The following is a 25,568-nucleotide window of genomic DNA, read 5'->3' as shown; positions in this document are numbered from 1 at the left end:
GCAGGGGCATTCGGGCTGGTGCCCGGACTATCTGCGGGATTCTTGGTGGCTTGTTGAAGTCGCTGCAACATGACTTCGAGAGCCAGTCGGTGTCCTCGCCGGTGGTGTCCCCTTACCGAGGGTGACCAAGCATGCAAGAAAGCGTGATGCAGCGCATGTGGGACAGTGCCCACCTATCCGGTGGTAACGCTGCCTACGTGGAGGAGCTCTATGAGCTCTACCTGCACGATCCCAACGCCGTGCCGGAAGAATGGCGCACTTATTTCGATAAGTTGCCGTCCGAAGGCAGTACCGCCAATGACGTATCGCACTCGACGATTCGTGATCATTTCGTGTTGCTGGCCAAGAACCAGCGTCGCGCTCAGCCGGCTTCTGCCGGGACCGTGAGCAGCGAACACGAGAAGAAGCAGGTCGAAGTGTTGCGGTTGATTCAGGCATTCCGCATGCGTGGCCACCAGGCGGCTCAGCTCGATCCGCTTGGGCTGTGGCAGCGTCCTGTTCCTGCTGATCTGTCGATCAGCCATTACAGCCTTACCGACGCGGATCTGGATACCACCTTCCGCACGGGTGGTCTGGCAATCGGCAAAGAAGAAGCAACTTTGCGGGAAATCCGCGACGCTTTGCATCAGACATATTGTCGCACCATCGGCTCCGAGTTCACCCACATCGTCGATTCCGACCAGCGCAGCTGGTTCCAGCAGCGTCTGGAAAGCGTTCGTGGTCGCCCGCAGATCTCCGCCGAGGCGCAGAGCCACCTGCTCGAGCGCCTGACCGCTGCGGAAGGCCTGGAAAAGTACCTGGGCACCAAGTACCCGGGCACCAAGCGCTTCGGTCTGGAAGGTGGCGAGAGCCTGATTCCGATGCTGGACGAGATCATCCAGCGCTCCGGCTCCTACGGCACCAAGGAAATCGTCATCGGCATGGCCCACCGTGGCCGTCTGAACGTGCTGGTCAACACCTTCGGCAAGAACCCGCGCGACCTGTTCGACGAGTTCGAAGGCAAGAAGGTCGAAGGCCTGAGCTCCGGTGACGTGAAGTACCACCAGGGCTTCTCCTCGAACGTGATGACCTCGGGTGGCGAAGTGCACCTGGCGCTGGCGTTCAACCCGTCGCACCTGGAGATCGTGTCTCCGGTGGTCGAGGGTTCGGTACGTGCTCGCCAGGATCGTCGTACCGATGCGACCGGGGACAAGGTTGTGCCGATCTCCATCCACGGTGACGCGGCATTCGCCGGTCAGGGCGTGGTCATGGAAACCTTCCAGATGTCGCAGACCCGTGCCTACAAGACGGGTGGTACCATCCACATCGTGATCAACAACCAGGTTGGCTTCACCACCAACCGAGCCGACGATGCGCGCTCCACCGAGTACGCCACCGACGTCGCCAAGATGATTCAGGCGCCGATCTTCCATGTGAATGGCGATGATCCGGAAGCCGTGCTGTTCGTCACCCAACTGGCCGTCGATTACCGCATGCAGTACAAGCGTGACGTGGTCATCGACCTGGTCTGCTACCGTCGTCGCGGCCACAACGAGGCCGACGAGCCGAGCGGCACCCAGCCGCTGATGTACCAGCAGATCGCCAAGCAGCGCACCACCCGCGAGCTATACGCCGACGCCCTGACCGGCGGTGGCCGCCTGACCGCCGAAGCGGTGCAGGCTCCGGTCGACGAGTACCGCACGGCGCTCGACAACGGTCAGCACGTGGTCAAGAGCCTGGTCAAGGAGCCGAACAAGGAGCTGTTCGTCGACTGGCGTCCGTACCTGGGCCACGCCTGGACCGCGCGTCACGACACCCGCTTCGACCTCAAGACCCTGCAGGAGCTGTCCAGCAAGCTGCTGGAAACGCCTGACGGTTTCGTGGTTCAGCGCCAGGTCGGCAAGATCTACGAGGACCGCGGCAAGATGGGCGCCGGCGGCCTGCCGCTGAACTGGGGCTACGCCGAGACCATGGCCTACGCGACCCTGCTGGTCGAAGGTCATCCGATCCGTATCACCGGTCAGGACGTGGGGCGCGGTACCTTCTCGCACCGCCATGCACAACTGCACAACCAGAAGGACGGCTCGGCCTACCTGCCACTGCAAAACCTGTATGAAGGTCAGCCGCGCTTCGACCTCTACGATTCCTTCCTGTCGGAAGAAGCGGTGCTGGCATTCGAATACGGTTACGCCACCACCACGCCGAATGCGCTGGTGATCTGGGAAGCCCAGTTCGGCGACTTCGCCAACGGTGCCCAGGTGGTGTTCGACCAGTTCATCTCCAGCGGCGAAACCAAGTGGGGTCGTCTGTGCGGCCTGACCATGCTGCTGCCGCACGGTTATGAAGGGCAGGGCCCGGAGCACTCCTCGGCACGCCTGGAGCGATACCTGCAACTGTGCGCCGAGCAGAACATCCAGGTCGCGGTACCGACCACGCCAGCGCAGATCTACCATCTGCTGCGTCGTCAGGTCATTCGCCCGCTGCGCAAGCCGCTGGTGGTGCTGACGCCCAAGTCGCTGCTGCGCCACAAGCTGGCCGTATCGACTCTGGAAGATCTGGCCGAAGGTTCGTTCCAGACCGTCATCCCGGAAATCGACGCCATCGAGCCGAAAAAGGTCGAGCGTCTGGTGCTGTGCAGCGGCAAGGTCTACTACGACCTGCTGGAAAAACGCCGCGCCGAAGGCCGCGAGGATATCGCCATCGTGCGTATCGAGCAGCTGTATCCGTTCCCGGAAGACGACTTGGCCGAAGTTCTCGCTCCGTACAAGAACCTCAAGCACATCGTCTGGTGTCAGGAAGAGCCGATGAACCAGGGCGCCTGGTACTGCAGCCAGCACCACATGCGTCGTGCCGCTCTGGCGCACAAGAAGTCGCTGGTGCTCGAGTACGCGGGGCGTGATGCCTCGGCCGCTCCGGCCTGTGGTTATGCGTCCATGCACGCCGAACAGCAGGAAAAACTGCTGCAGGATGCCTTCACCGTTTAATGCCATCGCGAAGGAGGCGGCCCGTTGAGGCCGCTTCCTCGAAACCACCGAATTTAAGGAAAAGAACACAATGGCTATCGAGATCAAAGCCCCTACATTCCCCGAATCGGTCGCTGACGGCACCGTGGCTACCTGGCACAAGAAGCCGGGCGAAGCGGTAAAGCGCGATGAGCTGATCGTCGACATCGAAACCGACAAGGTCGTGATCGAAGTGCTGGCCGAGGCCGATGGCGTGGTTGCCGAGATCGTCAAGAACGAAGGCGACACCGTCCTCTCCAACGAGGTACTGGGCAAGCTGACCGAAGGTGGCGCTGCCGCTCCGGCCGCTGCGCCTGCTCAAGCCGCTGCTGCGCCTGCCCAGGCTGCCGCTGCACCGGCCGCTGCTGGCGGTGATGACCAGATCCTCTCGCCAGCCGCTCGCAAGCTGGCCGAAGAGAATGGCATCGACCCGAACAGCATCAGCGGTTCGGGCAAGGGCGGCCGTGTGACCAAGGAAGACGTGGTTGCCGCCGCTGAAGCCAAGAAGAACGCTCCGGCTGCCAAGCCTGCTGCAGCCGCCGCTGCTTCTGCTCCGGTGGTAAGCGGTGCTGGCGACCGTACCGAGAAGCGCGTGCCGATGACTCGCGTTCGCGCCACCGTTGCCCGTCGCCTGGTCGAAGCCCAGTCGAACATGGCGATGCTGACCACCTTCAACGAAGTCGACATGTCCGAGATCATGGCGCTGCGTTCGAAGTACAAGGATCAGTTCGAGAAAGCCCATAACGGCACTCGCCTGGGCTTCATGTCCTTCTTCGTCAAGGCTGCCACCGAGGCGCTGAAGCGCCTGCCGGCGGTCAATGCCTCGATCGATGGCAACGACATCGTCTACCACGGTTATCAGGACATCGGCGTGGCCGTTTCCAGCGACCGTGGCCTGGTGGTTCCGGTTCTGCGTAACGCCGAACTGATGGGCCTAGCCGACATCGAAGCCGGCATCGCTGCCTACGGCAAGAAAGCCCGCGACGGTAAGCTGTCCATCGAGGAAATGACCGGTGGTACCTTCACCATCACCAACGGTGGTACCTTCGGTTCGATGATGTCGACGCCGATCGTCAACCCGCCGCAGGCCGCGATCCTGGGCATGCACAACATCATCCAGCGTCCGGTTGCCGTGAACGGCCAAGTGGTCATTCGCCCGATGATGTACCTGGCGCTGTCCTATGATCATCGCTTGATCGATGGCAAAGAAGCCGTGACCTTCCTGGTGACCATCAAGAACCTGCTGGAAGACCCAGCGCGTCTGCTGCTGGACATCTAAACGCAGCTGCGGGTCGTGGATGCTGCGCCCTACAGGGCCTTCGTCCGCGGCTCGAGCTCGAAGCTTTACGCTAAAAGGAATCTTTTATGAGCCAGAAATTCGACGTGGTAGTCATTGGTGCCGGCCCTGGCGGCTATGTTGCCGCCATCAAGGCCGCTCAACTCGGTCTCAAGACCGCGTGCATCGAGAAGTACCAGGACAAGGACGGTAAGATCGCATTGGGCGGCACTTGCCTGAACGTCGGTTGCATTCCATCCAAGGCGCTGCTGGACAGCTCCTGGAAATTCCATGAAGCCCAGGACGGTTTCGCCGTTCACGGCATCAGCGCCAAGGGCGTGAGCATCGACGTACCGGCCATGGTCGGTCGCAAGAACACCATCATCAAGAACCTGACTGGCGGCGTTGCCGGCCTGTTCAAGGCCAACGGCGTGACCCTGCTCGAAGGCCACGGCAAACTGCTGGCCGGCAAGAAAGTCGAAGTCACCGACAAGGATGGCAAGACCTCTGTCGTCGAAGCCGAGAACGTGATTCTGGCCTCCGGCTCGCGTCCGATCGACATCGCGCCAGCTCCTGTCGATCAGGACGTCATCGTCGATTCCACCGGCGCCCTGGAGTTCCAGACCGTGCCGAAGAAGCTGGGCGTTATCGGCGCTGGCGTCATCGGTCTGGAACTGGGCTCCGTGTGGGCTCGCCTGGGCGCTGAAGTGACCGTTCTCGAAGCGCTGGACAAGTTCCTGCTGGCAGCCGACGAAGCCGTCGCCAAGGAAGCCTTCAAGACCCTGACCAAGCAGGGGCTGGACATCAAGCTGGGCGCGCGCGTCACCGGCTCCGAAGTCAAGAAGAAGCAAGTCACCGTCAGCTACACCGACTCGGCCGGCGAACAGAAAATCGTCTTCGACAAGCTGATCGTCGCGGTTGGCCGTCGCCCGGTGACCACTGACCTGCTGGCTTCGGACAGCGGCGTGGATCTGGACGAGCGTGGCTACATCTTCGTCGATGACCAGTGCGCCACCAGCGTGCCGGGCGTCTACGCCATCGGTGACGTGGTGCGCGGCATGATGCTCGCCCACAAGGCCTCGGAAGAGGGCGTGATGGTCGCCGAGCGTATCGCCGGTCACAAGGCCCAGATGAACTACGACTTGATCCCGTCGGTCATTTACACCCACCCGGAAATCGCGTGGGTCGGCAAAACCGAGCAGCAGCTCAAGAGCGAAGGTGTTGCCGTCAACGTCGGTACCTTCCCGTTCGCCGCCAGTGGCCGCGCCATGGCCGCCAACGATACCGGCGGGTTCGTCAAGGTCATCGCTGACGCCAACACCGACCGCGTGCTGGGCGTTCACGTCATCGGCCCAAGCGCGGCCGAGTTGGTACAGCAGGGTGCCATCGGCATGGAATTCGGCACCAGTGCCGAAGACCTGGGCATGATGGTGTTCTCGCACCCGACCCTGTCCGAGGCGCTGCACGAAGCCGCGCTGGCAGTCAACGGTGGCGCGATTCACATCGCCAACCGCAAGAAGCGCTAAGACGTCGCATGCCGGCCTTCGGGCCGGCGTTTTTCAGGCGTTCTCTGGCATAGAACCACGGCGCGTTGCCCGGGTCGGGCTCAGCTCGACACGGAATGCGCGCCGGACTGCCCAATGGCGGTCACAGGTGGTGCGGCACGTGAGTGCGGCGCCGATGCGCAATACCTAAACGAAGACGGTAGACAAGCATGAATCTTCACGAGTATCAGGGTAAGCAGCTGTTCGCTGAGTACGGCCTGCCCGTATCCAAGGGCTTCGCCGTAGACACCCCGGAAGAGGCCGCTGAGGCCTGCGAAAAAATCGGTGGTACCGAGTGGGTCGTCAAGGCTCAGGTACACGCTGGTGGCCGCGGTAAAGCGGGCGGTGTGAAACTGGTCAAGAGCAAGGAAGACGCCAAGGCTTTCGCTGCCAACTGGCTGGGCAAGCGCCTGGTGACCTATCAGACTGACGCCAATGGCCAGCCTGTCACCAAGATCCTGGTCGAGTCCTGCACCGACATCGCCAAGGAACTGTACCTGGGCGCAGTCGTTGACCGCTCCAGTCGCCGTATCGTGTTCATGGCTTCCACCGAAGGTGGCGTGGACATCGAGAAGATCGCTCACGAAGCCCCCGAGAAGATCCTCAAGGCAACCATCGATCCGCTGGTCGGCGCTCAGCCGTTCCAGGGCCGCGAGTTGGCTTTCCAGCTGGGCCTGGAAGGCAAGCAAGTCGCTCAGTTCGCCAAGATCTTCGTAGGTCTGGCCAAGTTGTTCAAAGATCACGACCTGGCGCTGCTGGAAGTCAACCCGCTGGTCATCAAGGCCGACGGCGATCTGCACTGCCTCGACGCGAAGATCAACATCGACGCCAACGCTATGTACCGTCAGCCCAAGCTGAAGACTTTCCACGACCCGTCGCAGGACGATGCCCGTGAAGCCCACGCTGCCAAGTTCGAACTGAACTACGTCGCGCTGGAAGGCAACATCGGCTGCATGGTCAACGGTGCTGGCCTGGCCATGGGCACCATGGACATCGTCAACCTGCACGGCGGCAAGCCGGCCAACTTCCTGGACGTCGGCGGCGGCGCGACCAAAGAGCGCGTGACCGAAGCATTCAAGATCATCCTGTCCGACAGCAACGTCGCTGCCGTTCTGGTGAACATCTTCGGCGGTATCGTTCGTTGCGACATGATTGCCGAAGGCATCATCGGTGCAGTGAAAGAAGTTGGCGTGAAAGTTCCGGTTGTCGTCCGTCTGGAAGGCAACAACGCTGAACTGGGTGCCAAGGTACTGGCCGACAGCGGCCTGAACATCATCGCGGCAACCAGCCTGACCGACGCTGCTCAGCAAGTCGTCAAAGCTGCGGAGGGCAAGTAATGAGCGTCCTGATCAATAAAGACACCAAGGTCATCTGCCAGGGTTTCACTGGCTCGCAAGGTACCTTCCACTCTGAACAAGCCATCGCCTACGGCACCCAGATGGTTGGCGGCGTGACGCCGGGCAAGGGCGGCACCACTCACCTGGGCCTGCCGGTGTTCAACACCGTGAAAGAAGCCGTTGAAGCCACTGGCGCCGACGCTTCGGTCATCTACGTTCCGGCTCCTTTCTGCAAGGACTCGATCCTGGAGGCGGCTTTCGGCGGTATCAAGCTGATCGTCTGCATCACCGAAGGCATCCCGACCCTCGACATGCTCGACGCCAAGGTCAAGTGTGACGAGCTGGGCGTTCGCCTGATCGGCCCGAACTGCCCGGGCGTGATCACGCCCGGTGAGTGCAAGATCGGCATCATGCCGGGTCACATCCATCTGCCAGGCAAGGTAGGCATCGTGTCGCGTTCCGGCACCCTGACCTATGAAGCCGTCAAGCAGACCACCGACGCCGGTTTCGGCCAGTCCACCTGCGTGGGCATCGGTGGCGACCCCATCCCGGGCTCCAACTTCATCGACATCCTGAAGCTGTTCCAGGAAGACCCGAAGACCGAAGCGATCGTCATGATCGGCGAGATCGGCGGTTCGGCTGAAGAAGAAGCGGCTGCCTACATCAAGGCCAACGTCACCAAGCCTGTCGTTTCCTACATCGCAGGTGTGACCGCTCCGCCCGGCAAGCGCATGGGCCACGCTGGCGCCATCATCTCCGGCGGCAAAGGCACTGCAGACGAGAAATTCGCTGCGCTGCAGGACGCCGGTGTGAAAACCGTGCGTTCCCTGGCTGACATCGGCAAGGCCCTCGCCGAGCTGACCGGTTGGGAAGTGAAGAAGGCGTAAGCTATTCTGACCTGACGAAGAAGGCCACCCCCGGGTGGCCTTTTTTATGCCCGGAAATTGTTGTCCAGGCGACAGCACATTACAGCCAGCCGTCAGCCGGGCTGGAATGGGTGGGGCGTTTGCGGCAAAATCGTTAGCCTTGCAACTAATGGGTTTTGTTTCTATCCGAAATGAGCCTGCAACAAGGTTCGCGCCACAAGGGCGAACGACGTTTCCCTCTATCCATCGGGACTCCCTCTCTCAACTCCGTTTCAGTGATGTGGTATTTCCTTAGATGACTTCCTTGAAAAGCCAGGATGTGCTCGCCCTGGGGTTCATGACGTTCGCCCTGTTTGTCGGGGCCGGCAACATCATTTTTCCGCCTATCGTCGGCCTGCAGGCCGGGTCGCATGTCTGGCTGGCTGCGCTGGGCTTCCTGATCACCGCCGTGGGACTGCCGGTCATTACCCTGGTCGCGTTGGCCAAGGTCGGCGGCGCCATGGATGCCCTCAGCACGCCCATCGGGCGTACTGCTGGCGTACTGCTCGGCGTGGTCTGCTACCTGGCGGTTGGCCCGCTGTTCGCCACACCGCGCACCGCCACGGTGTCGTTCGAAGTAGGCCTGGCGCCGCTGACCGGTGAGAGCCCGCTGGCCCTGTTGATCTACAGCCTGGTGTACTTCGCCATCGTGTTGGGTGTGTCGCTCTATCCCGGTCGGCTGCTGGATACGGTCGGCCGCGTGCTTGGGCCGATGAAGATTCTCGCGCTGTTGATCCTTGGCGGCACGGCGTTCGTGCTGACGCCTGATGGCGTGGGTTCGGCGACGGCGGCCTACCAGGCCGCGCCGTTCTCCCAGGGTTTCATCAATGGTTACCTGACCATGGATACGCTGGGCGCGTTGGTGTTCGGCATCGTGATCGTCAACGCCATCCGCTCGCGCGGTGTCGAGTCGCCGCAACTGATCACCCGTTACGCGATCATCGCCGGGCTGATTGCCGGTGTCGGTCTGGCGCTGGTGTACATCAGCCTGTTCCGTCTCGGTGCCGGCAGCCATGCCATTGCCGAAGGCGCTACCAACGGTGCGGCGGTGCTGCATGCCTATGTGCAGCACACGTTCGGCAGCCTGGGCAGCGGCTTCCTGGCAGTGCTGATATCGCTGGCATGCCTGGTCACCGCGGTCGGCCTGACCTGCGCCTGTGCAGAGTATTTCAGCCGTCTGGTGCCGCTGTCCTATCGCAGCCTGGTGATCATCCTGGCAGCGTTCTCGCTGCTGGTATCGAACCTGGGGCTGACCAAGCTGATCCAGATTTCCGTGCCGGTGCTCACGGCGATCTACCCGCCGTGCATCGTGCTGATCGCGCTGAGCTTCTGCTGGGCGCTGTGGAACGCGGCCGCGCGGGTGGTCGGCCCGGTGATGCTGGTAGCGACGTTGTTCGGCATCGTCGATGGCTTGAAAGCGGCGGGCCTGGACGGCTGGCTGCCAGCTTGGCTGACCAGCCTGCCATTGGCCGAACAGGGCCTGGCGTGGCTGTTGCCGTCTGCGCTGATGCTCGCGCTCGCCAGCGCCTACGACTGGTTACGCGGCAAGCCCCAGCAAGTCGTGGCTTAGGCCGTAAGGTGTGAACGAAAGCCGCTCTCTGGAGCGGCTTTTTGCTGTCTTGCGTGGCTATAATTCGCGGGTCTGCCGCCGTCTCCTTGTCGCTCGAAGAGGAGGGCGCGATCACCGGCAGGCCCTCGCCCTACAAGGAATTTGCATGTCCATCAGCGAAGACTATCTCCACCACTTGATTGCCGCCTGCTGGTTCGTTCTGTGCTGGGCGGGCTACACCCGTTACGCCCATGCCAAGGGTCGTACCACGCCGTGCCTGGCCAGCGTGCTGCACCTGTATCGTGAAGACTGGATGCGCCGCATGCTGCTGCGCGAGAACCGCATCGCTGATGCCAACGTGATTGGCAACCTGGAACGCAACGCCTCGTTCTTCGCATCCAGTACGCTCATTATTCTGGCCGGTATCCTCACCGTACTCGGCGCCTCGGATCGCGCGGTATCGCTGCTCGCCGACCTGCCATTCGTACAGTCGGCCAGCCGCGGCATCTCCGAGGTCAAGCTGCTGTGCCTGGGTGTGGTGTTCGTGTACGCCTTCTTCACGTTCAGCTGGTGCATGCGCCAGTACAACTTTGCCGCGGTGCTGGTCGGCTCGGCACCGATGATCGGTGAGCGCCACGTCACCGAGCAGGAGCGCAAGGCGTTCGCCGAACGCACCGCGCGCGTCATCTCGATGGCGGCCAACCAGTTCAACTATGGCCTGCGCGCCTATTATTTCGGCATGGCCACGCTGGCGTGGTTCATCAACCCCTGGTTCTTCATGATGGTGAGCGCAGGGGTCGTGGTGGTGCTGTACCGCCGCGAATTTCATTCGGATGTACTGGAAGTCATGGTGTACACACAAACGCCGACCTTCGAGCCGGCCAAGGAGAAGAGCGAGTGAGCATTCCATTCTGGTGCATCTTCATCAGCGCCTTGCTGATTTTCATCGCCAAGGCGCCGTTAGCCAGGGCGATGAAGCAGGAAGGCGGCACCTACGACAATCATCATCCGCGGGCTCAGCAGGCGCGTTTGACCGGCTTCGGTGCGCGGGCATTGGCGGCGCATCAGAACAGCTTCGAAGCCTTTCCGCTGTTCGCAGTGGGCGTGCTGATGGCGCACGTCACCCAGAGCAGTGGCTGGCTGGTCGACTGGCTGGCGGTGATCTTCGTGGTCGCACGGATGCTGTATCTGATTTTCTACTGGGCCGACCTGCACTGGCAGCGCAGCCTGGTATGGGCGATAGGCATGGGATGTACGCTGTTGCTGATGCTGACACCAGCGATGCGTTGAACCGGGAGGGAATGGAGGGAGAGGAGAGGGGCGTTACCCGCAGCGCACTGCGGGTAACGTAGAACTGTCAGCTTACTGCTGCTTTGGTGCGTCAGTCGCGGCTGGCTCTGCAGGTGCTGCGGGCTCGGCCGGGGTAGTGGCTGGTGGAGTCTGAGCTTCTTCCTGTTGCTCTTTGGCGGCTTCTTGAGCGGCCTCTGCTTCTTTCTGTGCAGCTTCGTTGCTTTCTTTAGCAGCGTCGTTCATCGACTCTTGAGCTTCGGTACGGGCTTCCTGAGCATCTTGAGCTTTGTTTTCGGACGGCTTGTCACAGGCCGCAAGGCCCAGCGTGGCAGCCAGCATGAAGGCGTAAGCGACTGATTTTTGCATGGTGGTGTTTCTCCTTTGGGTAAAGACCATTACCGTTTTTCGAGGCGTCGAGGGCGCGATAAGTTCACTGACTTTGCGTCGATGCGCCTTTTTGCTTCACCCATTCCAGTGAAGGAACCAATTCATGGCTCGTCACAAAAAGTGAAAAGGCTCGACGCGTCGGTGGAACCCAAGTGCGGCGATCATTATCGTTGCGCTCTTCGCGCGGTCGATCGACGTCGGTTACTGATCTAAGGAATTCGAATGGATGCGTTGTTGATCCTGGGCGGCCTGCTGCTGATCCTCATCGGCCTGGTGCTGTTGGTGATGCGCGGTTTCGCCACTAGCCTGTTGTGGGGGTGGGCCTGCCTGTTGCCGCCGTTGACACTGCTGTTCATCGTGCGGCACTGGCGTCGCGCCAAGCACGCACTGGGTTGCTGCGCTTTGGGCATGATTCCGCTGGTCGTCGGGCTGGCGGTGATGGCTGGGCAGGATCCGCAACGTCTGGAAGCGATCATTGGCCTGCAGTGGCTCAAGCCCGAGCAGCCGGCAGCCGGTGAATTGAACATACAACTGCACGGTCAGCTCAATGGCGAGCCTTTTGCGCCCCAGGAAGGCGAACTCGTCGACGGCGTGCTCAGCCTGCGTGAAGGCCAGGATTTCTTCGCGCGTCGCGAGTTGAGCATTCGCGGCCTGCCGGTCGGCGTCGATGGTTTGCGCCTGGATGTGCTGCCCGATGATCCCGGGCAACTGCCGGAAATCGAGTTGAGCTGGTTGTTGCCCGATCAGGACCTGCCCGAGGCTCGTCAACTCAAGGGCGGCTACACGCTGCATCTGAACCTGCACCCCGAGGAACCGAACCGCCTGGCAGGTGAATTTCATCTGGTACTGCCGGCGCACTTCCAGACCACCCTGACCGGCAAGGTCGAGCTGTTTCGCAACGGCTTGCGCTACCAGCAGGGCAAGGTCGATCGCACGGTGGACTCACGCGACACTCTGGTTTACCTGATAACCGATTACCTGCAGCGGCGCTTCGCCACCCGCGACGTACAGCTCGCGCCGTTGCCGCTGCAGGATGTGACTACCGGCAATCTGGCGCTCGACGTACCGGCGCGCGTGGGTGGCCAGGAACAGCGCGTTCCGGTGCGCTTGAGCAAGCATCCGCAGCTTGGCTGGCGAATCGACGATGACCGCTTCCCGGAATTGCCAGAGGTTTCCGAGCCCGCGCCGCCCGCCGTCGCGTCCAAGCCTGCGGTTAGCGCACCATCGGCGCCGCCGGACTCTCGCCAGGAGCTGACGCTGGCGCGGCTGCTCGCCGAGCCGCAGCACTACGTCAACCAGCCGATGCGCCTGTTCAGCGAGAAGGGTACGGCGGTGCAGGGTCAGTTCGCTGGCATCGACGAACAGGGCCAGCTGGTGCTGCGCCAACGCCTGAATGGATCGGGCGAAGCACGTTTCACCCTGTTGCCGACCGATGTGGTACACGTGGAGCGCGTCGACGAGTGACTTGAAATTTTCCACGCCGCCCCCACCTGATGGTCATCCGCCGTATCGCGGCTTAGCCATCAATGTGGAGTTAGATGACCATGAGTGTGGAAACTCAAAAAGAAACCCTGGGCTTCCAGACAGAGGTGAAGCAGCTGCTGCACCTCATGATTCACTCGCTGTATTCCAACAAGGAAATTTTCCTGCGCGAGTTGATCTCCAACGCATCGGACGCCGTCGACAAGCTGCGTTTCGAAGCGCTGGCCAAGCCCGAGCTGCTCGAGGGCGGTTCGGAGCTGAAAATCCGTGTGAGCTTCGACAAGGACGCCAAGACCGTCACCCTCGAAGACAACGGCATCGGCATGAGCCGCGAAGAGGCCATCGCGCACCTGGGCACCATTGCCAAGTCCGGCACCGCCGATTTTCTGAAGAACCTCTCCGGTGATCAGAAGAAGGATTCGAGCCTGATCGGCCAGTTTGGCGTGGGCTTCTATTCGGCCTTCATCGTTGCTGACAAGGTCGAAGTGTTCACCCGTCGCGCAGGCCTGGCCGCCGGCGAAGGCGTGCACTGGGCTTCGAAAGGCGAAGGCGACTTCGAGATCGCCACCGTCGAGAAAGCCGAGCGCGGCACCCGTATCGTTCTGCACCTGAAGAGCGGTGAAGAAGAGTTCGCCGATGGCTGGCGTCTGCGCAACGTCATCAAGAAATACTCCGACCACATCGGCTTGCCGATCGAGCTGCCGAAGGAGTTCCACGGCGAAGAAAAGGACAAGCCCGCCGAGCCGGAGTGGGAAGTGGTCAACCGCGCCAGTGCGCTGTGGACGCGCCCGCGTACCGAGGTCACCGACGAGCAGTACCAGGAGTTCTACAAGCACGTCTCCCATGACTATGACAACCCGCTGAGCTGGAGCCACAACAAGGTCGAAGGCAAGTTGGAGTACACCTCGCTGCTGTACGTGCCGGGCCGTGCACCGTTCGACCTGTACCAGCGTGAAGCGCCGCGCGGCCTGAAGCTGTACGTGCAGCGCGTGTTCATCATGGACCAGGCCGACGAGTTCCTGCCGCTCTACCTGCGCTTCATCAAGGGCGTGGTCGATTCCAACGATCTGTCGCTGAACGTTTCGCGCGAAATCCTGCAAAAGGATCCGGTGATCGACTCCATGAAGTCGGCGCTGACCAAGCGTGTGCTCGACATGCTGGAGAAACTCGCCAAGAGCGAGCCCGAGCAGTACAAGACCTTCTGGAAGAACTTCGGTCAGGTGCTCAAGGAAGGCCCGGCGGAAGATTTCGCCAACAAGGAAAAGATCGCTGGCCTGCTGCGTTTCGCCTCGACCGGCGAAGGCGAGGGCGAGCAGGTGGTTTCCCTGGGCGACTACGTCAGCCGCCTGAAAGAAGGCCAGGACAAGATCTACTTCCTCACTGGCGAATCCTATGCGCAGGTCAAGAATAGCCCGCACCTGGAGGTCTTCCGCAAGAAAGGCATCGAAGTGCTGCTACTCACCGATCGCATCGACGAGTGGCTGATGAGCTACCTCACCGAGTTCGACGGCAAGTCGTTCATCGACGTCGCGCGCGGTGACCTGGACCTGGGCTCGCTGGACTCGGAAGAGGACAAGAAGGCCCAGGAAGAAGTCGCCAAGAGCAAGGAAGGCCTGGTCGAGCGCCTGAAAGCCGCCCTGGGCGAGCAGGTCGCCGAGGTTCGCGTCTCCCATCGCCTGACCGATTCGCCGGCCATCCTGGCCATCGGCGAACAGGACCTGGGCCTGCAGATGCGCCAGATCCTCGAAGCCAGCGGGCAGAAGGTGCCGGATTCGAAGCCGATCTTCGAATTCAACCCGGGCCATCCGCTGATCGAGAAGCTGGACGCCGAGCCGGATGAGGATCGTTTTGGCGACTTGTCGCACATCCTCTTCGACCAGGCCGCCCTGGCGGCAGGCGACAGCCTGAAAGATCCGGCCGCCTATGTGCAGCGCCTGAACAAGCTGCTGGTCGAGCTCTCTGCTTGATCCGCTAGCTGCTACGCAGAACGCCGCTCTATTGAGCGGCGTTCTTGTATCTGCAGTCCGGTTCTTTCGATTCGGTAGCCTGGGTCGAACGCAGCGACATCCGGGAAGATCCCTGGGTATCACGATGCTCAACCCAGGCTATGCCGTCAGGCGCGATGCCATATGAGTGCGCAGGACATGCCGTGAGGCACGATGCAAACATGTGCGAGCGGCTTCCGATCAGTTTGCGACCGCCGATAGCATCGCGGCTGAAGCCGCTCTCACGTACCCTAGCTTCCCGTAGGGCGGACCGGAACGAGCGCCCGCGAGCAGTCAGCCGGTCCACTACAATTCGCGGTCAGCCCTCTAAAAGCGCACGGCTTCGCGAAGCCAATGAAAGATTACGAATGTGGGAGCGCGCCATGCGCGCGAAAAATCACGGGCGGACACCTGATATCGGCTATCACTAGCGGATCCGCAGGCTGCAACCTACGAAGCTGATACCAGCCCATACAAAAAGCCCCGCCATCCAGTGGATGGCGGGGCTTTGGGTGATGCCGGCTCAGCCGATCAGACGATGATGCCCTGGCTGCGCAGGTAGTCGTCGTAGGTGCCGCTGAAGTCAGTCACACCGTTGTCCGACAGTTCGATGATGCGCGTGGCCAGGGAACCGACGAACTCGCGGTCGTGGCTGACGAAGATCAACGTGCCCGGGTAGTTTTCCAGCGCCAGGTTGAGCGCTTCGATGGATTCCATGTCCAGGTGGTTGGTTGGTTCGTCCATCACCAGTACATTGGGTTTCTGCAGGATCAGCTTGCCGAACAGCATGCGCCCCTGTTCACCCCCGGAGATGACCTTCACCGACTTGAGAATCTCGTCGTTGGAGAACAGCATGCGGCCCAGGGTGCCACGGATGACCTGCTCACCGGTGGTCCATTGGCCCATCCAGTCGAACAGGCTCACGTCGTCCTCGAAGTCGTGGGCGTGATCCTGGGCGTAGTAGCCGACCTCGGCGCTCTCGGTCCATTTCACCGCACCGGCATCCGGTTTCATCTCGCCAACCAGGGTGCGCAGCAGGGTGGTCTTGCCGATCCCGTTGGGGCCGATGATCGCCACGCGCTCGCCAGCTTCGACGGTGAAACTGAAGTTCTTGAACAGCACCTTGTCATCGAATGCCTTGCTGAGCTTCTCGATGGTCACGGCCTGGCGGTGCAGCTTCTTGGTCTGCTCGAAGCGAATGAACGGGCTGACGCGGCTCGACGGCTTGACCTCGGCCAGCTGGATCTTGTCGATCTGCTTGGCGCGGCTGGTCGCCTGCTTGGCTTTCGAGGCGTTCGCCGAGAAGCGGCTGACGAAGCTCTGCAGCTCGGAGATCTGCGCCTTCTTCTTGGCGTTGTCGGCCAGCAGTTGCTCGCGCGACTGGGTCGCGGCGGTCATGTACTCGTCGTAGTTGCCCGGGAACAGACGCAGCTCACCGTAATCCAGGTCGGCCATGTGGGTGCAGACCGAGTTCAGGAAGTGACGGTCGTGGGAAATGATGATCATGGTGCTGTTACGCGCCGTGAGGATCGTTTCCAGCCAGCGGATGGTATTGATGTCGAGGTGGTTGGTCGGCTCGTCGAGCAGTAATACGTCCGGATCGGAGAACAGCGCCTGGGCCAGCAATACGCGCAGCTTCCAGCCGGGTGAGACTTCGCTCATCGGGCCGAAATGTTGTTCCAGCGGAATACCCAGGCCGAGCAACAGCTCGCCAGCACGGGATTCGGCGGTGTAGCCGTCCATCTCGGCGAACTCGCCCTCGAGCTCGCCGACTTTCATGCCGTCTTCTTCGCTCATTTCCGGCAGCGAGTAGATGCGGTCGCGCTCGGCCTTGACCTTCCACAGCTCCTCGTGGCCCATGATGACCGTGTCGATCACGTTGAATTCTTCGTAGGCGAACTGATCCTGGCGCAGCTTGCCCAGGCGCACGTTCGGCTCGAGCATCACCTGGCCGCCGGATGGCTCGAGGTCGCCACCGAGAATCTTCATGAAGGTCGACTTGCCGCAGCCGTTGGCGCCGATCAGGCCATAGCGGTTGCCGTTGTTGAACTTGACGGAAACGTTCTCGAACAGCGGTTTGGCGCCGAACTGCATGGTGATGTTAGCGGTGGAAATCAAAGTGCTCTATCTCGCGTATTTCAAAGGTGTGGATTTAGGATTGGGGCAGATTTGGGGCAAGCTTTAGTTTGCTCATCTCTGCCCAATCACCTTCGCCATCGATCCATCTAGCATAGCGAGAAAGCAGAATCTGCACCGAGTTGCCCAATTGCTTGGATATGAAGGCCGGGGCCATTCCCGCCATCAGGCACATGGTTGCGTACGTGTGGCGCGCATTGTACGGAGGACGGTAGCGAATACCCAGCGCTTTCAAGGTGGGCCGCCACTGATGATGCAGGTCACTCGTCTGATGGATGTACACCTGGCCCTTGCTGGGCGGGAAGCAGAACGGGAATTCCTCGATCCGCCCATCGCCCTGAAGCCGGCGCTCGATGTAGCCCTGGGCGTACTCGAGCGCATGGATGGCTCGGTCGTTGAGAAGCACATAGCGATCGTTCTTGGTCTTGGTTCGCTCGACGATCTTCTTCTTGGCCACCACCCGGCAGACCAGCGCGACACGCTTCTGCATGTCGACCTCACTCCAGCGTAGCGCGGCGATCTCACCAAGCCGCATGCCGGTGTAATACGCGAACTCGAAGAAAGCGCCGAATATCCTCGACGGCCAGTGCTCGACCGCGTAGAGGGCGGCGATGATCTGGTCTGCTTCTGCCTGGGAGAAAGGATCGATCTTCTTGCTTTCACGCTCAGGCTTTTCCAGCTCGAGCATCGGATTGATGCTGATCAGCCTGTCGGCGACCGCCGCGTCGAGTATCGTGCTGATCTTGGTCATGGCGTTGGCTTTGACACCGTTGCTGGTCCATGGCATCTGTACCAGCAGTTCGCGCATGAGCGCTGGCGTCAGGCTGGCCAGCGGCGTGGTGGCGAGGTAGGGCATCCACCACACGTTGAGTATCGACTTGTAGTTGTCTCGGGTTCCTTCAGCGAGGGTGCGGCTGTCGAGCCAGATCTGCGCGTACTGGCCGAATCCGCGGCTTACGCTGGCGATTGCGTTTGCGGAGTTGGGGAAGAGCTCGGCGTATTTCAGTTCGTCGAACATGCCGAGCTTGATCAGCTGGATTACTTGATCGCGAAGACGGGATGCAGCGCTGACGCCCGTTTGCGTGGCGGGGTACGTGAGGGTTTCTGAGCAGCGCTTACCGTTCCAGCTGAAGCGGATGCGGATGGCGCCGCTCCTAATTTCAACTCCGGCGGGCAGTGCCACAGGCTTTCTTGCCATTCGTTGTACCTCCTGATGCTGTAGAAAATACGGCTGCCGATCTTCTTCCAGACCCCCTCCGGGATCTGCTTGCGGGCGCGCTTCGCCTCGAGCGCGCGCGGGGTGGTGCCGAGGTACTCGGCCATTTGCTTTTCGGAGAGCTTGTCGAGCGGCTCCGATATCTGGACGGCGGACATGTTCACCTCGATCCCGGCCGTTGCCGGGGAGTGGGGTTATTGTTCGATGCGTTTGAACTCGACGACCCAGACCCATGGGTTTGCGTGCCACGAGTCATCGCCGTTGAGGGACGCCCATAGCCCGGCGAAGCCGTGGATTACGGCCTCCTTGCATTCATGCCTGCTGGGCGAGGTTTCGAGGAACTGCCTGCACATGGCCGAATCAACGCCCTCGGCTTCGGCTTGGTCGCCGCTGATGTCCTGCAGGCGCTCGACGCGGACGCTGGTAATCTCCAGCAGGATGCGGCAGGCCCAGCGAGGCATGTGGATGCTGGGGCGCCAGCGAACCAAATGTAGGTCGGCATACCAGTCGCAGAAGGGGTACTTGTTCCAGCGCTTATCCTGGTAGTTGAAAGCACCATCATCATCGAGAAAGAGCTCTTCCCCCATGAGGTCACGGACATCTTCATCAGCGCGATAGGCCAGAGCAGGCGCACCACACATGTTCACGTCTGACCAAGCCTCCCGCACCCACAGCCGGTCGCCGCGATGCCCATATGGGCAAGCACCGAACTCGCCGAGCTCCATTGCGCAAGCCTCTTCGGTCTCGCCAAATACGCAGAATCCATAGCGCGGGTCACGTTGACCTACAGCGCTCCAGCGGTGCCGGGTCTCGCCCATTGAAGGATCTTCCTTCGGTATCTGCAGGCCCTTCACCGCTCGCCGCGTGACCGTCTTCCGGCCATCGAGGATGGCGCGAACCATGGGGCCGCTGAACAGGATGGGTCTTTCCTTGATTGCTGACATAGCGACTCCTCAGGCCTGGGCTGCCATGGCTGGTTGGTTGGTGGCTGCTGGCGCGCGGAACTCGTCCGCGTCGGGCAGGAATTTGTGGTTGGTGAAGACGGGGATGCCGAGTTGCTTGGCGCGGGCGACTTCGGCGAGGGTGCCTGTGCTGTTCTGCCAGCCGGGCACCAGGACGACGGCGGCGCATTTCTCCATGAGGAGCATGGTGCCGGCCAGCCAGAAGTCGTCGGCGTGGTCGAGCTGTTCTTCCATGTGGGCGGTGTTGAGGTGCGGGCACACCGGGAACCAGCCTTGGGCTGCGGCCTGAACGGCGACGGCCCGGGCGTTGGCGATGTTGCTGGTAATGGCTACCCGGTCCGGCCCGCGGTACGGTCCGGCGATGTAGATCAGGTGCATAGGCATGACGAATCCTCACCGCCGGCGTTGCCGGCAGTCGGTTGGTTGGCATTGGGTCAGGGCTTGGCGGGAGGGGTGCAGCGTAGGCAGGGGAACTCGGCAACTTTGAGGCCGGTGCCGCGGCAGTAGGTGGGGCGGGTCATCTCGCTCTCTTCATGATGTGCAACAGGATGTGGTCTCCCTGCGTAGTCGCGCTTGCGGTTGCCCCACACATATTCCGCCAGAAGAACAGCCAAATACGTTCTTGGGCCTGCCAGCAGCAGGGATCGATACCATCCGTCTTTATGTGGATTATCCGGTACTTACTCACCGCTCTGATCCTCGGAAGGCTGGGCGGATAGTGCGGCGCGTGCAACCTCACCGTCTTCGACGAAGTCAGGGTCTTCGCTGTGCCAAAGGATGTTCGATGGCTCTCCGCTCACCGAATCCCAGTTGTCACTTTCGAAGTGGTAGTGCTCGCTGTCGGCATAGAACTTCAAAGCGTCGCGAAGCCTGGAATTTTCAGCCCGCAGCTGCTCAATCTCGGCGCTGGGGTGCGTATACAAATCCGTGATGTGAAGCTCAGGCGAACCATCGCCCCGATACCCATCCACATGCGCCTGCGCTGCGCGCCTGTTTGCATAGGTGGCGCTCAGTTCATCTACCTTGCCAGGGCGGTGGCAGATAGCCCACGCCACTGCATCCTGCTCAGGCGCGGCGCTGGCCTGGGAGATCTCCTTCAGCAGCGCCGATCGATACTGCCCCAGGCTCTGGAAGCTGGCGGCGTGGCCGTCGTTGGCGATCAGCTGCGCCAGGTGGCTCGGGTTTTTTGCAGGCATAGGTTCACCTCGCCGCCGGTGCGGCAGTGATTGGGTGGAATGGTTTGGGAGGGGCGTTAGCGGTTACAGCAACTCGTCCAGCGGGCCGCGGGGGCAGAGATGCCAGGGCACCTGGATCTTGTGTTCCGGCAGGCGGCAGTGCCAGGCCTGCTGGTACATCTGGCCGTCTATGAACTCGACGCCTTCGATGGTGAAGGCGAGCACGGCGATGCCGTCGACGTGCGCTTCGTAGAGTTCTGGCAGTTCGGAGACGCCCGGGCCTGTGTAGGCGTGGGCAACTCTGGATTCCCGGCCCAGAGGCGTTTGCAGCGATTTGTTCATCTGCACGCAGGCGCTGATGCGCGGCTCGCTGCTGAAAGCCTTCTTGGGTTTGCGCTTACCGCGCTCGAAGAGGGGGAGCACTTCGTATTGCATGGCCGAACCATAAATAACTGTATGGATGAACAGTATTCTAGGTTCGGTTTCGGCAGGGCGTCGAGGGCTGTTCGTCTGGCGCTCAGCGGGTGCCGGTTTTCAGGCCGTCGAGGTAGTCGACCTCGGACTGCTGCTGGGGCTGCTGTCGGGCTGGCACCTGGCCGGCAGGCAGCTGGGCCTGCAGGGCGTCGAGCAGGATCTTCTGGCGGGCCTGGCCTTCGAGGTGGGACTCGATGGCGCGGATGATTTCGGTGTTCATGCTGCTGAAGTTACGGCCGGCCAGGTCTTCGATGGCCTTGCGCATGCCGTCGGGCAGGCGGACGACGAATTTGTCGGCGGTGCGTGAGTTGAATCCGGGGTTCGACATGGTGGCTTTCCTTAGGGTGACAGCTATCTGACACATTCTGTAGCTTTCGTTCGGCGCAGGCGCTGAGCGGTATCACAGTTCGCGGTTACGCCGCCGCCTGCTGGCGCCACGCGCCGCCGGACTCATATATTCGGTCGGCCTGCTCCTCGGTCAACGCCACGCTGTCAGGTATGGCTATCCATGCGTGGCCGATGACGTGCTTTGGGTTGCAGGAAGCGATGAGGTCGGCGATGGGCTGCTCGAACAGGTCGGTCAGCCGGGTGATGATGTGGATGCCGTCGAGCTCGTACTCGACCGACTTGGCCCACTGCCGGCCGCCGTCCTGGCAGATGGCGGACATGTACACCGTCCAGTGGTGAGCGATGTCGCAGAGGGCATCGGCCACCGGCTTGCTGATGATCTGGCGGCAGGTCTTGTAATGCAGCATGACCTGCACCTCGGGCACGCTGGCGTCGACGATGCAGGCCCGGTGCATGCGCAGCAGGCCGCGCATGGCGCGCTCAACCCGGGCGCGCGGGTTGTTGGGTTTGCGTTTCATGGGGTGTCCTCCATTTGTCAGGCGCTGGCGCTGAACAGGCCAAGCTGGCTGCTACGGAGTTGGCATGCGGGGCTCAGCCAGATGCATTCGGTGCGAGTCGCGGTTCCTCGGCCGGCAGAGATGCGGGCCGATGTTTCGCGCCGGTCCCAGCCCGCCAGCATGCTGTCGTACAGCTCGCACGGGTAGCCGGATATGACCACCATTCCTTCCAGCTCGAGCAGCGCGGCAAGCAGCTCGGCGTGCTGCGCGTCTGTCATCTCGTGCCGGTAATAGCGGCCGTGCTTAGCACCCAGGTATCGCGTGTCGTGCATGTAGGGTGGGTCGACGTAGTGAAGCGTGTTCCGGGCATCGTGGGCGCGAATCACTTCGATCGCGGGCCTGTTCTCGATCAGCACGCCACTGAGCCTCTGGCCAATCTCGGCGATCGAATCGGGGTAATCCGCCCATAGCGCTTGGGCTGTTCCGTATTCACGCTTGGTGTCGATGCGGAAACCGGTCTTGCCCTTGGTGGCGCCGGCGGAGCCGAAGCCCATCTGCGCTCGGATGATCGTGCGGCGTGCACGTTCGACTGGCTCTTCAACTGCTTCCCATGCGAGCTCGAATTCCGCGCGGGCGTAGGGTGTCAGCGTTAGCGCTTGGAACAATGCCGCTCGCGTTGCTTCGCCCTGCAGCACGCGGAAGAGGTTGACGATGTCCCCGTCGAGGTCATTGTACACCTCGGCGTATGCGCGGGACTTCTGCATGAGCACGCCACCAGCGCCGCCGAATGGCTCGACGTAGCAGGTGTGTTGCGGCAGGTGTTCGATTACCCAGGGCGCCAAGCGAAATTTGGAGCCGTGGTAACGGATCACGGGTGCGGTGATGGGCATGGGGTGCTCCCTGCATTGGTCGGTATACTTCTTCGGATAGCTCTTTGTCAGCGCGCCGTTGACGGCATGGCCGCGCTTGAGAATTAGGTTGGCGAGCGCTGCCCGATCTTTGTGGCTATGGCTGGCCTGGGTGAGCAGGCCGAAGTAGCTGTTGGCGGTTTCGCGCAGTTGTTCGCCGGGCGCCTGTGCGGTGCGCTTAAGGGCCTGGGCGACGGAGCGCTTGCGGGTGGTGCGACGCCAGGGCTTGATGACGTGGCCGACGAAGTCGATACCCCGGTCTACTGGCTGCAGGATCGTCTTATTGGGGTTCAACCTTGCGCCCAGTGCGGGCAGGAAGGCGTTGATCTGCTCCAGCCATTCGTTGAGCTGTTGCGGTGACTCGTGAAGCAGCACGAAGTCGTCGACGTAACGGATGTAGTGCTTGACGCCCAACGTGTGCTTGCAGAACTGGTCGAGCGCATCCAGGTAGACATTGGCGAAGAACTGCGACGACAGATTGCCGATCGGCAGGCCTTTGCGGGCTGGCTGCACCGCCAGCCGCTTGTACTGGGGCACCTTGTTGAAGAGGTGCGCCGGGCTGCGTGTTTCGTAGTTCTCGCGCGGGTCGTGCATCAGCACCTGGTGGGCGAGTGCTCGCCACCAGGGTTCGGTGATGCGCGGTGCCAGTTGCTGCCACAGCACGTGCTTGTCGATGGCGACGAAGAAGTTGGCCAGGTCGCATTTGAGGTACCAGCAGGGCTTCGCCCAGTTCTGGCTGGCGCTGCGCACCTTCGCCTCGAGCCGCCGGCCTGCGTACAGCGTTCCGCGACCGGGGATGCAGGCGCAGCTGTCGGCGATGAAGCTGCGCTCTATGCTTGGGCCGATGTGGTTGTAGAGCAGGTGGTGCACGATGCGGTCGCGAAACTCGGCGGCCCACACCTCGCGGTGCTTGGGCCGGGTGACGACGAAGCAGATGGAGCGGCCTGGCTGGTATCGGCCAGTGAGCAGGTCGCGGTGGAGTTGCATCAGGTTCCGTTCCAGGTTCTGCTCGAATGCCAGCGCGCTGGCGCTGTTGCGCTTGGAGCGCCGGCAATCGTAGTAGGCCTGTACCAGGGCGCTGAAGGGGTAGGGAGCACCATTCGAATCTGCGGACGGGGCGGACGCGGAGCTGGTTGTTCTTGTCGTTGTTGTTCTGATTGCCATCATCGAAGTTCATGTTGAATGCGTTGTTGGCGGAGCGCTGCGACCAATCGTGCTATATACGTCGCCAGGCCGATTGCTCAGCCTGGTAACTGCGCGAGACCTACGCGGACGCTTTAGACCGGCGGTATCTCTGCTGCGCATGGCGGTGGCCAGCTGGCCAGCGGCACGACCAGATTCAAGTCGCACAGTCCTGAGGGCCATAGCCTTCAGGAAGCGGGCGCGGATGCTGTGCTGCGTTTCCAGGCGTTGGCCTGTTTGCCAATGGAGGCTGTCAGCTCGATGGCGGCCGCGTGCTGTGGCACGCTGATGAAGCGCTTCTCCTTGAAGAGCCGGAGCAGGAACTCGATCACCTGCACACGCTCGACCATCTCGCCCAGGTGCTGACGTTTTTCCCGGGCTGCGTTGGCCCGGGCGATCAGCACCATGACTTCGATGCATTCGTCTCGAACCTTGGCGCCGAGCCCTGCCTTCAGGTCACGCGGGATGTTGCGCGTGATGTCCGTCGACAGGCTCAGCAGATCAAAGGCCACTTTGTGGATGGGTAGGGCGGTGTGCATTGCCATCGGCTTCTTCCTTGAGGCGCCGGCCGCAAGCGGCCGGAATTAAATAAACGAATTAATCAATTAATTCGCTGCGGACGGGGCGGACGCGGAGCTGGATGTACTTGACGAGGTCGAGCTGAATGCCATCATCGAAGCCCATGAAGAATGCGAGGTAGGCGGAGCGCTGCGTGCTGGACCAGTACGCCCGGTCTTGAAAGGCCTCGGCCTCACCTTCGCGGAAATCCTGGTGCACGGTCTGCGCTGGATCTTCTTCGCTGTACAGCTGGCCGACTGGCTCGCTGTTGGGGTTGTCGCCTGATCGGTTGTACTGCCAGTTCTCTTCGGTGGTCGGCTTGAAGTGGCGGTACTGCAGCTCCTGCACATCGCGCGCCGGGATCGCCCAGCCATTGAAGCCGCCGATGCTCAGTGCCAGCACACGTTGCGCCAGGTCGCTGCCTGCGGCTGCCATCGCTTCGGTGTTGGCGCGGCTGTTGGTGAAGCTGCTGGCGCCTTCGACCTTCTGGCCGTATTCGCCCCAGGCTCCGACCAACTCATGCTCGGCGCCGGCGGTGATGTTGAGGTAGCGCTTGCCGGTCTCCGGGTCACGAGTGATGCCGGTAACGAAGCCGCCGCCGTATGGCTGGCCGATTGCCGGGAGGGTTGCCACGTTCTGAACTGCGTTCATGTGCTGCTCCTTTCTGAAGGCAACAAAAAAGGCGCTGACGCGCCCTTGGGTCGAATGAATGAAGGATTAAATGAAGAATCTGCGGACGGGGCGGACGCGGAGCTGGTTGTCCTTGCCGGTGAAGCTCTGATCGCCAGCACCGAAGCCCATGTAGAACGCGTTGATGGCGGAGCGCTGCGTGCTTGACCAGTAGGCGCAGTCCTTGTTGAACAGCTCGGCCACGTGCAGCCAGCAGTGGTAAAGCTCGCCGGCGGCTGGCAGGTAGAAGTCGCTGAAGCCGTCGGCCTCATGACTCGCTGCGGCGCTGGCCGCATCATGCTCGCCAGCCTTCACCAGCGCCTCGGTGTTCGCCAGGCCGTCCAGCTTGCTGGTGGCGGCTGACTCTTTGCCGCGGCCGCCCCAGGCGTGGTCGCCGATATCCTTGGTGGCGACGATTAGGTAGTGCGCTGGCACTTCGTTGGTGGCTGCGATCAGCCCGGCGTTGTAGCCGCCCTGGTCAGGCCAGTATTCGCCGATTGCCGGCACTTTCGCGGTTACCTGCGGCGGGCTGACGGTTGGGGCTTCGACATTGCCCATGGCTGCGGCCATCAGGGCGGCGATGACAAGCTGTGAGGGCGCGCTGAGGGTGATCTCGCCGACCTTCACGGTGACCATTTCAGGTTTCATGCTGTTTCCTCGGTGGTGATTAGGGTGCAGGCGGCTGGCGCTTCCCAGCACGCATCTGG

Annotated in this window: 24 protein-coding genes and 1 pseudogene; 10 read left to right on the top strand and 15 right to left on the bottom strand. The window is 61.7% G+C overall.

Annotated features, from left to right (window positions below):
• Positions 1-131 precede the first annotated feature (131 nt).
• From BVH03_RS08615 to BVH03_RS08580, 8 genes are all read left to right on the top strand, one after another.
• Complete coding sequence (locus BVH03_RS08615; RefSeq protein ID WP_075960777.1) at positions 132-2,963, top strand: 2-oxoglutarate dehydrogenase E1 component; 2,832 nt, start codon at positions 132-134, stop codon at positions 2,961-2,963.
• Between the two features lie 70 nt (positions 2,964-3,033).
• Positions 3,034-4,260 (top strand): 2-oxoglutarate dehydrogenase complex dihydrolipoyllysine-residue succinyltransferase, encoded by a 1,227-nt coding sequence (gene odhB, locus BVH03_RS08610; protein ID WP_075960776.1) that lies wholly within the window; start codon positions 3,034-3,036, stop codon positions 4,258-4,260.
• An 86-nt stretch (positions 4,261-4,346) separates the two neighbouring features.
• Positions 4,347-5,783, top strand: coding sequence for a dihydrolipoyl dehydrogenase (lpdA, locus tag BVH03_RS08605; protein ID WP_075960775.1), 1,437 nt, complete (start codon positions 4,347-4,349; stop codon positions 5,781-5,783).
• Positions 5,784-5,971: 188 nt separating this feature from the next.
• Positions 5,972-7,138 carry an ADP-forming succinate--CoA ligase subunit beta gene (gene sucC / locus BVH03_RS08600; protein ID WP_075960774.1) on the top strand — a complete coding sequence of 389 codons (1,167 nt, stop codon included), beginning with the start codon at positions 5,972-5,974 and terminating at the stop codon, positions 7,136-7,138.
• Positions 7,138-8,025, top strand: coding sequence for a succinate--CoA ligase subunit alpha (sucD, locus tag BVH03_RS08595; protein ID WP_070887729.1), 888 nt, complete (start codon positions 7,138-7,140; stop codon positions 8,023-8,025). Before sucC ends, sucD begins: the two co-directional genes overlap by 1 nt.
• Positions 8,026-8,299: 274 nt before the next feature.
• Positions 8,300-9,613 carry a branched-chain amino acid transport system II carrier protein gene (gene brnQ / locus BVH03_RS08590; protein WP_075960773.1) on the top strand — a complete coding sequence of 438 codons (1,314 nt, stop codon included), beginning with the start codon at positions 8,300-8,302 and terminating at the stop codon, positions 9,611-9,613.
• A 145-nt stretch (positions 9,614-9,758) separates the two neighbouring features.
• The gene (locus tag BVH03_RS08585; RefSeq protein WP_075930115.1) at positions 9,759-10,493 is read left to right on the top strand and encodes a DUF599 domain-containing protein; all 735 of its coding nucleotides are present in this window, start codon (positions 9,759-9,761) and stop codon (positions 10,491-10,493) included.
• On the top strand, positions 10,490-10,882 hold the full coding sequence (locus BVH03_RS08580) for an MAPEG family protein (RefSeq protein ID WP_075960772.1): 393 nt from the start codon (positions 10,490-10,492) through the stop codon (positions 10,880-10,882). The genes BVH03_RS08585 and BVH03_RS08580 overlap by 4 nt, the downstream gene beginning before the upstream one ends.
• Before the next feature lie 72 nt (positions 10,883-10,954).
• Here BVH03_RS08580 and BVH03_RS08575 read toward each other — a convergent pair whose 3' ends face one another.
• A complete protein-coding gene (locus tag BVH03_RS08575; RefSeq protein WP_075960771.1) occupies positions 10,955-11,248 on the bottom strand; it encodes a hypothetical protein in 294 nt (97 codons plus the stop codon).
• A 243-nt stretch (positions 11,249-11,491) separates the two neighbouring features.
• On the opposite strand from BVH03_RS08575, the gene BVH03_RS08570 reads away from it, so the two are divergent.
• Both BVH03_RS08570 and htpG read left to right on the top strand, forming a co-directional pair.
• Complete coding sequence (locus BVH03_RS08570) at positions 11,492-12,733, top strand: MFS transporter (protein WP_075960770.1); 1,242 nt, start codon at positions 11,492-11,494, stop codon at positions 12,731-12,733.
• Positions 12,734-12,813: 80 nt separating this feature from the next.
• The gene (htpG, locus tag BVH03_RS08565; protein ID WP_075960805.1) at positions 12,814-14,718 is read left to right on the top strand and encodes a molecular chaperone HtpG; all 1,905 of its coding nucleotides are present in this window, start codon (positions 12,814-12,816) and stop codon (positions 14,716-14,718) included.
• A 549-nt stretch (positions 14,719-15,267) separates the two neighbouring features.
• Here htpG and BVH03_RS08560 read toward each other — a convergent pair.
• The 14 genes and pseudogenes from BVH03_RS08560 to BVH03_RS08500 all read right to left on the bottom strand — a co-directional run bounded on the left by BVH03_RS08560 (position 15,268) and on the right by BVH03_RS08500 (position 25,509).
• Positions 15,268-16,854, bottom strand: a complete 1,587-nt coding sequence (locus tag BVH03_RS08560; protein ID WP_075960769.1) for an ABC-F family ATPase — start codon at positions 16,852-16,854, stop codon at positions 15,268-15,270.
• 34 nt (positions 16,855-16,888) lie between these two features.
• Entirely contained in the window at positions 16,889-18,010 is a 1,122-nt protein-coding gene (locus BVH03_RS08555; protein ID WP_256574660.1) for a tyrosine-type recombinase/integrase, read from the bottom strand.
• Positions 17,911-18,246 (bottom strand): hypothetical protein, encoded by a 336-nt coding sequence (locus BVH03_RS26780; RefSeq protein WP_256574659.1) that lies wholly within the window; start codon positions 18,244-18,246, stop codon positions 17,911-17,913. The genes BVH03_RS08555 and BVH03_RS26780 overlap by 100 nt, the downstream gene beginning before the upstream one ends.
• 36 nt (positions 18,247-18,282) lie before the next feature.
• Positions 18,283-19,032, bottom strand: a complete 750-nt coding sequence (locus tag BVH03_RS08550) for a hypothetical protein (protein WP_075960767.1) — start codon at positions 19,030-19,032, stop codon at positions 18,283-18,285.
• Between the two features lie 9 nt (positions 19,033-19,041).
• Positions 19,042-19,434 (bottom strand): DUF1937 family protein, encoded by a 393-nt coding sequence (locus tag BVH03_RS08545; protein ID WP_083640018.1) that lies wholly within the window; start codon positions 19,432-19,434, stop codon positions 19,042-19,044.
• Positions 19,435-19,730: 296 nt separating this feature from the next.
• Positions 19,731-20,246: a hypothetical protein gene (locus BVH03_RS26775; protein ID WP_075960765.1), complete on the bottom strand. Its 516-nt coding sequence runs from the start codon at positions 20,244-20,246 to the stop codon at positions 19,731-19,733.
• Between the two features lie 63 nt (positions 20,247-20,309).
• Complete coding sequence (locus BVH03_RS08535) at positions 20,310-20,660, bottom strand: hypothetical protein (protein WP_075960764.1); 351 nt, start codon at positions 20,658-20,660, stop codon at positions 20,310-20,312.
• An 82-nt stretch (positions 20,661-20,742) separates the two neighbouring features.
• On the bottom strand, positions 20,743-21,027 hold the full coding sequence (locus BVH03_RS08530) for an Arc family DNA-binding protein (protein WP_075960763.1): 285 nt from the start codon (positions 21,025-21,027) through the stop codon (positions 20,743-20,745).
• A gap of 85 nt (positions 21,028-21,112) precedes the next feature.
• The gene (locus BVH03_RS08525) at positions 21,113-21,565 is read right to left on the bottom strand and encodes a hypothetical protein (RefSeq protein ID WP_075960762.1); all 453 of its coding nucleotides are present in this window, start codon (positions 21,563-21,565) and stop codon (positions 21,113-21,115) included.
• Positions 21,566-21,582: 17 nt separating this feature from the next.
• Positions 21,583-22,434 carry a DNA adenine methylase gene (locus BVH03_RS25630; protein WP_083640020.1) on the bottom strand — a complete coding sequence of 284 codons (852 nt, stop codon included), beginning with the start codon at positions 22,432-22,434 and terminating at the stop codon, positions 21,583-21,585.
• A gap of 27 nt (positions 22,435-22,461) precedes the next feature.
• Positions 22,462-23,619: pseudogene (locus BVH03_RS08515) on the bottom strand (RNA-directed DNA polymerase); the annotation flags it as partial.
• A 203-nt stretch (positions 23,620-23,822) separates the two neighbouring features.
• A complete protein-coding gene (locus tag BVH03_RS08510) occupies positions 23,823-24,179 on the bottom strand; it encodes a four helix bundle protein (protein WP_073267496.1) in 357 nt (118 codons plus the stop codon).
• A gap of 52 nt (positions 24,180-24,231) precedes the next feature.
• Positions 24,232-24,843 (bottom strand): DUF1566 domain-containing protein, encoded by a 612-nt coding sequence (locus BVH03_RS08505; RefSeq protein WP_075960761.1) that lies wholly within the window; start codon positions 24,841-24,843, stop codon positions 24,232-24,234.
• A gap of 66 nt (positions 24,844-24,909) precedes the next feature.
• Positions 24,910-25,509: a DUF1566 domain-containing protein gene (locus BVH03_RS08500; protein WP_075960760.1), complete on the bottom strand. Its 600-nt coding sequence runs from the start codon at positions 25,507-25,509 to the stop codon at positions 24,910-24,912.
• Positions 25,510-25,568 lie beyond the last annotated feature (59 nt).

The organism is Pseudomonas sp. PA15(2017) (assembly GCF_001945395.1).
GTDB lineage: Bacteria > Pseudomonadota > Gammaproteobacteria > Pseudomonadales > Pseudomonadaceae > Aquipseudomonas.
This window is presented reverse-complemented; position numbering and strand designations above follow the sequence as displayed.

Bases quoted from the DNA above. Each gene is read 5' to 3' on its own strand.
- BVH03_RS08615 (WP_075960777.1), top strand. From the start codon at position 132: ATGCAAGAAAGCGTGATGCAGCGCATGTGGGACAGTGCCCACCTATCC.
- odhB (WP_075960776.1), top strand. From the start codon at position 3,034: ATGGCTATCGAGATCAAAGCCCCTACATTCCCCGAATCGGTCGCTGAC.
- lpdA (WP_075960775.1), top strand. From the start codon at position 4,347: ATGAGCCAGAAATTCGACGTGGTAGTCATTGGTGCCGGCCCTGGCGGC.
- sucC (WP_075960774.1), top strand. From the start codon at position 5,972: ATGAATCTTCACGAGTATCAGGGTAAGCAGCTGTTCGCTGAGTACGGC.
- sucD (WP_070887729.1), top strand. From the start codon at position 7,138: ATGAGCGTCCTGATCAATAAAGACACCAAGGTCATCTGCCAGGGTTTC.
- brnQ (WP_075960773.1), top strand. From the start codon at position 8,300: ATGACTTCCTTGAAAAGCCAGGATGTGCTCGCCCTGGGGTTCATGACG.
- BVH03_RS08585 (WP_075930115.1), top strand. From the start codon at position 9,759: ATGTCCATCAGCGAAGACTATCTCCACCACTTGATTGCCGCCTGCTGG.
- BVH03_RS08575 (WP_075960771.1), bottom strand. From the start codon at position 11,248: ATGCAAAAATCAGTCGCTTACGCCTTCATGCTGGCTGCCACGCTGGGC.
- BVH03_RS08570 (WP_075960770.1), top strand. From the start codon at position 11,492: ATGGATGCGTTGTTGATCCTGGGCGGCCTGCTGCTGATCCTCATCGGC.
- htpG (WP_075960805.1), top strand. From the start codon at position 12,814: ATGAGTGTGGAAACTCAAAAAGAAACCCTGGGCTTCCAGACAGAGGTG.
- BVH03_RS26780 (WP_256574659.1), bottom strand. From the start codon at position 18,246: ATGTCCGCCGTCCAGATATCGGAGCCGCTCGACAAGCTCTCCGAAAAG.
- BVH03_RS08550 (WP_075960767.1), bottom strand. From the start codon at position 19,032: ATGTCAGCAATCAAGGAAAGACCCATCCTGTTCAGCGGCCCCATGGTT.
- BVH03_RS08545 (WP_083640018.1), bottom strand. From the start codon at position 19,434: ATGCCTATGCACCTGATCTACATCGCCGGACCGTACCGCGGGCCGGAC.
- BVH03_RS26775 (WP_075960765.1), bottom strand. From the start codon at position 20,246: ATGCCTGCAAAAAACCCGAGCCACCTGGCGCAGCTGATCGCCAACGAC.
- BVH03_RS08535 (WP_075960764.1), bottom strand. From the start codon at position 20,660: ATGCAATACGAAGTGCTCCCCCTCTTCGAGCGCGGTAAGCGCAAACCC.
- BVH03_RS08530 (WP_075960763.1), bottom strand. From the start codon at position 21,027: ATGTCGAACCCCGGATTCAACTCACGCACCGCCGACAAATTCGTCGTC.
- BVH03_RS08525 (WP_075960762.1), bottom strand. From the start codon at position 21,565: ATGAAACGCAAACCCAACAACCCGCGCGCCCGGGTTGAGCGCGCCATG.
- BVH03_RS25630 (WP_083640020.1), bottom strand. From the start codon at position 22,434: ATGCCCATCACCGCACCCGTGATCCGTTACCACGGCTCCAAATTTCGC.
- BVH03_RS08510 (WP_073267496.1), bottom strand. From the start codon at position 24,179: ATGGCAATGCACACCGCCCTACCCATCCACAAAGTGGCCTTTGATCTG.
- BVH03_RS08505 (WP_075960761.1), bottom strand. From the start codon at position 24,843: ATGAACGCAGTTCAGAACGTGGCAACCCTCCCGGCAATCGGCCAGCCA.
- BVH03_RS08500 (WP_075960760.1), bottom strand. From the start codon at position 25,509: ATGAAACCTGAAATGGTCACCGTGAAGGTCGGCGAGATCACCCTCAGC.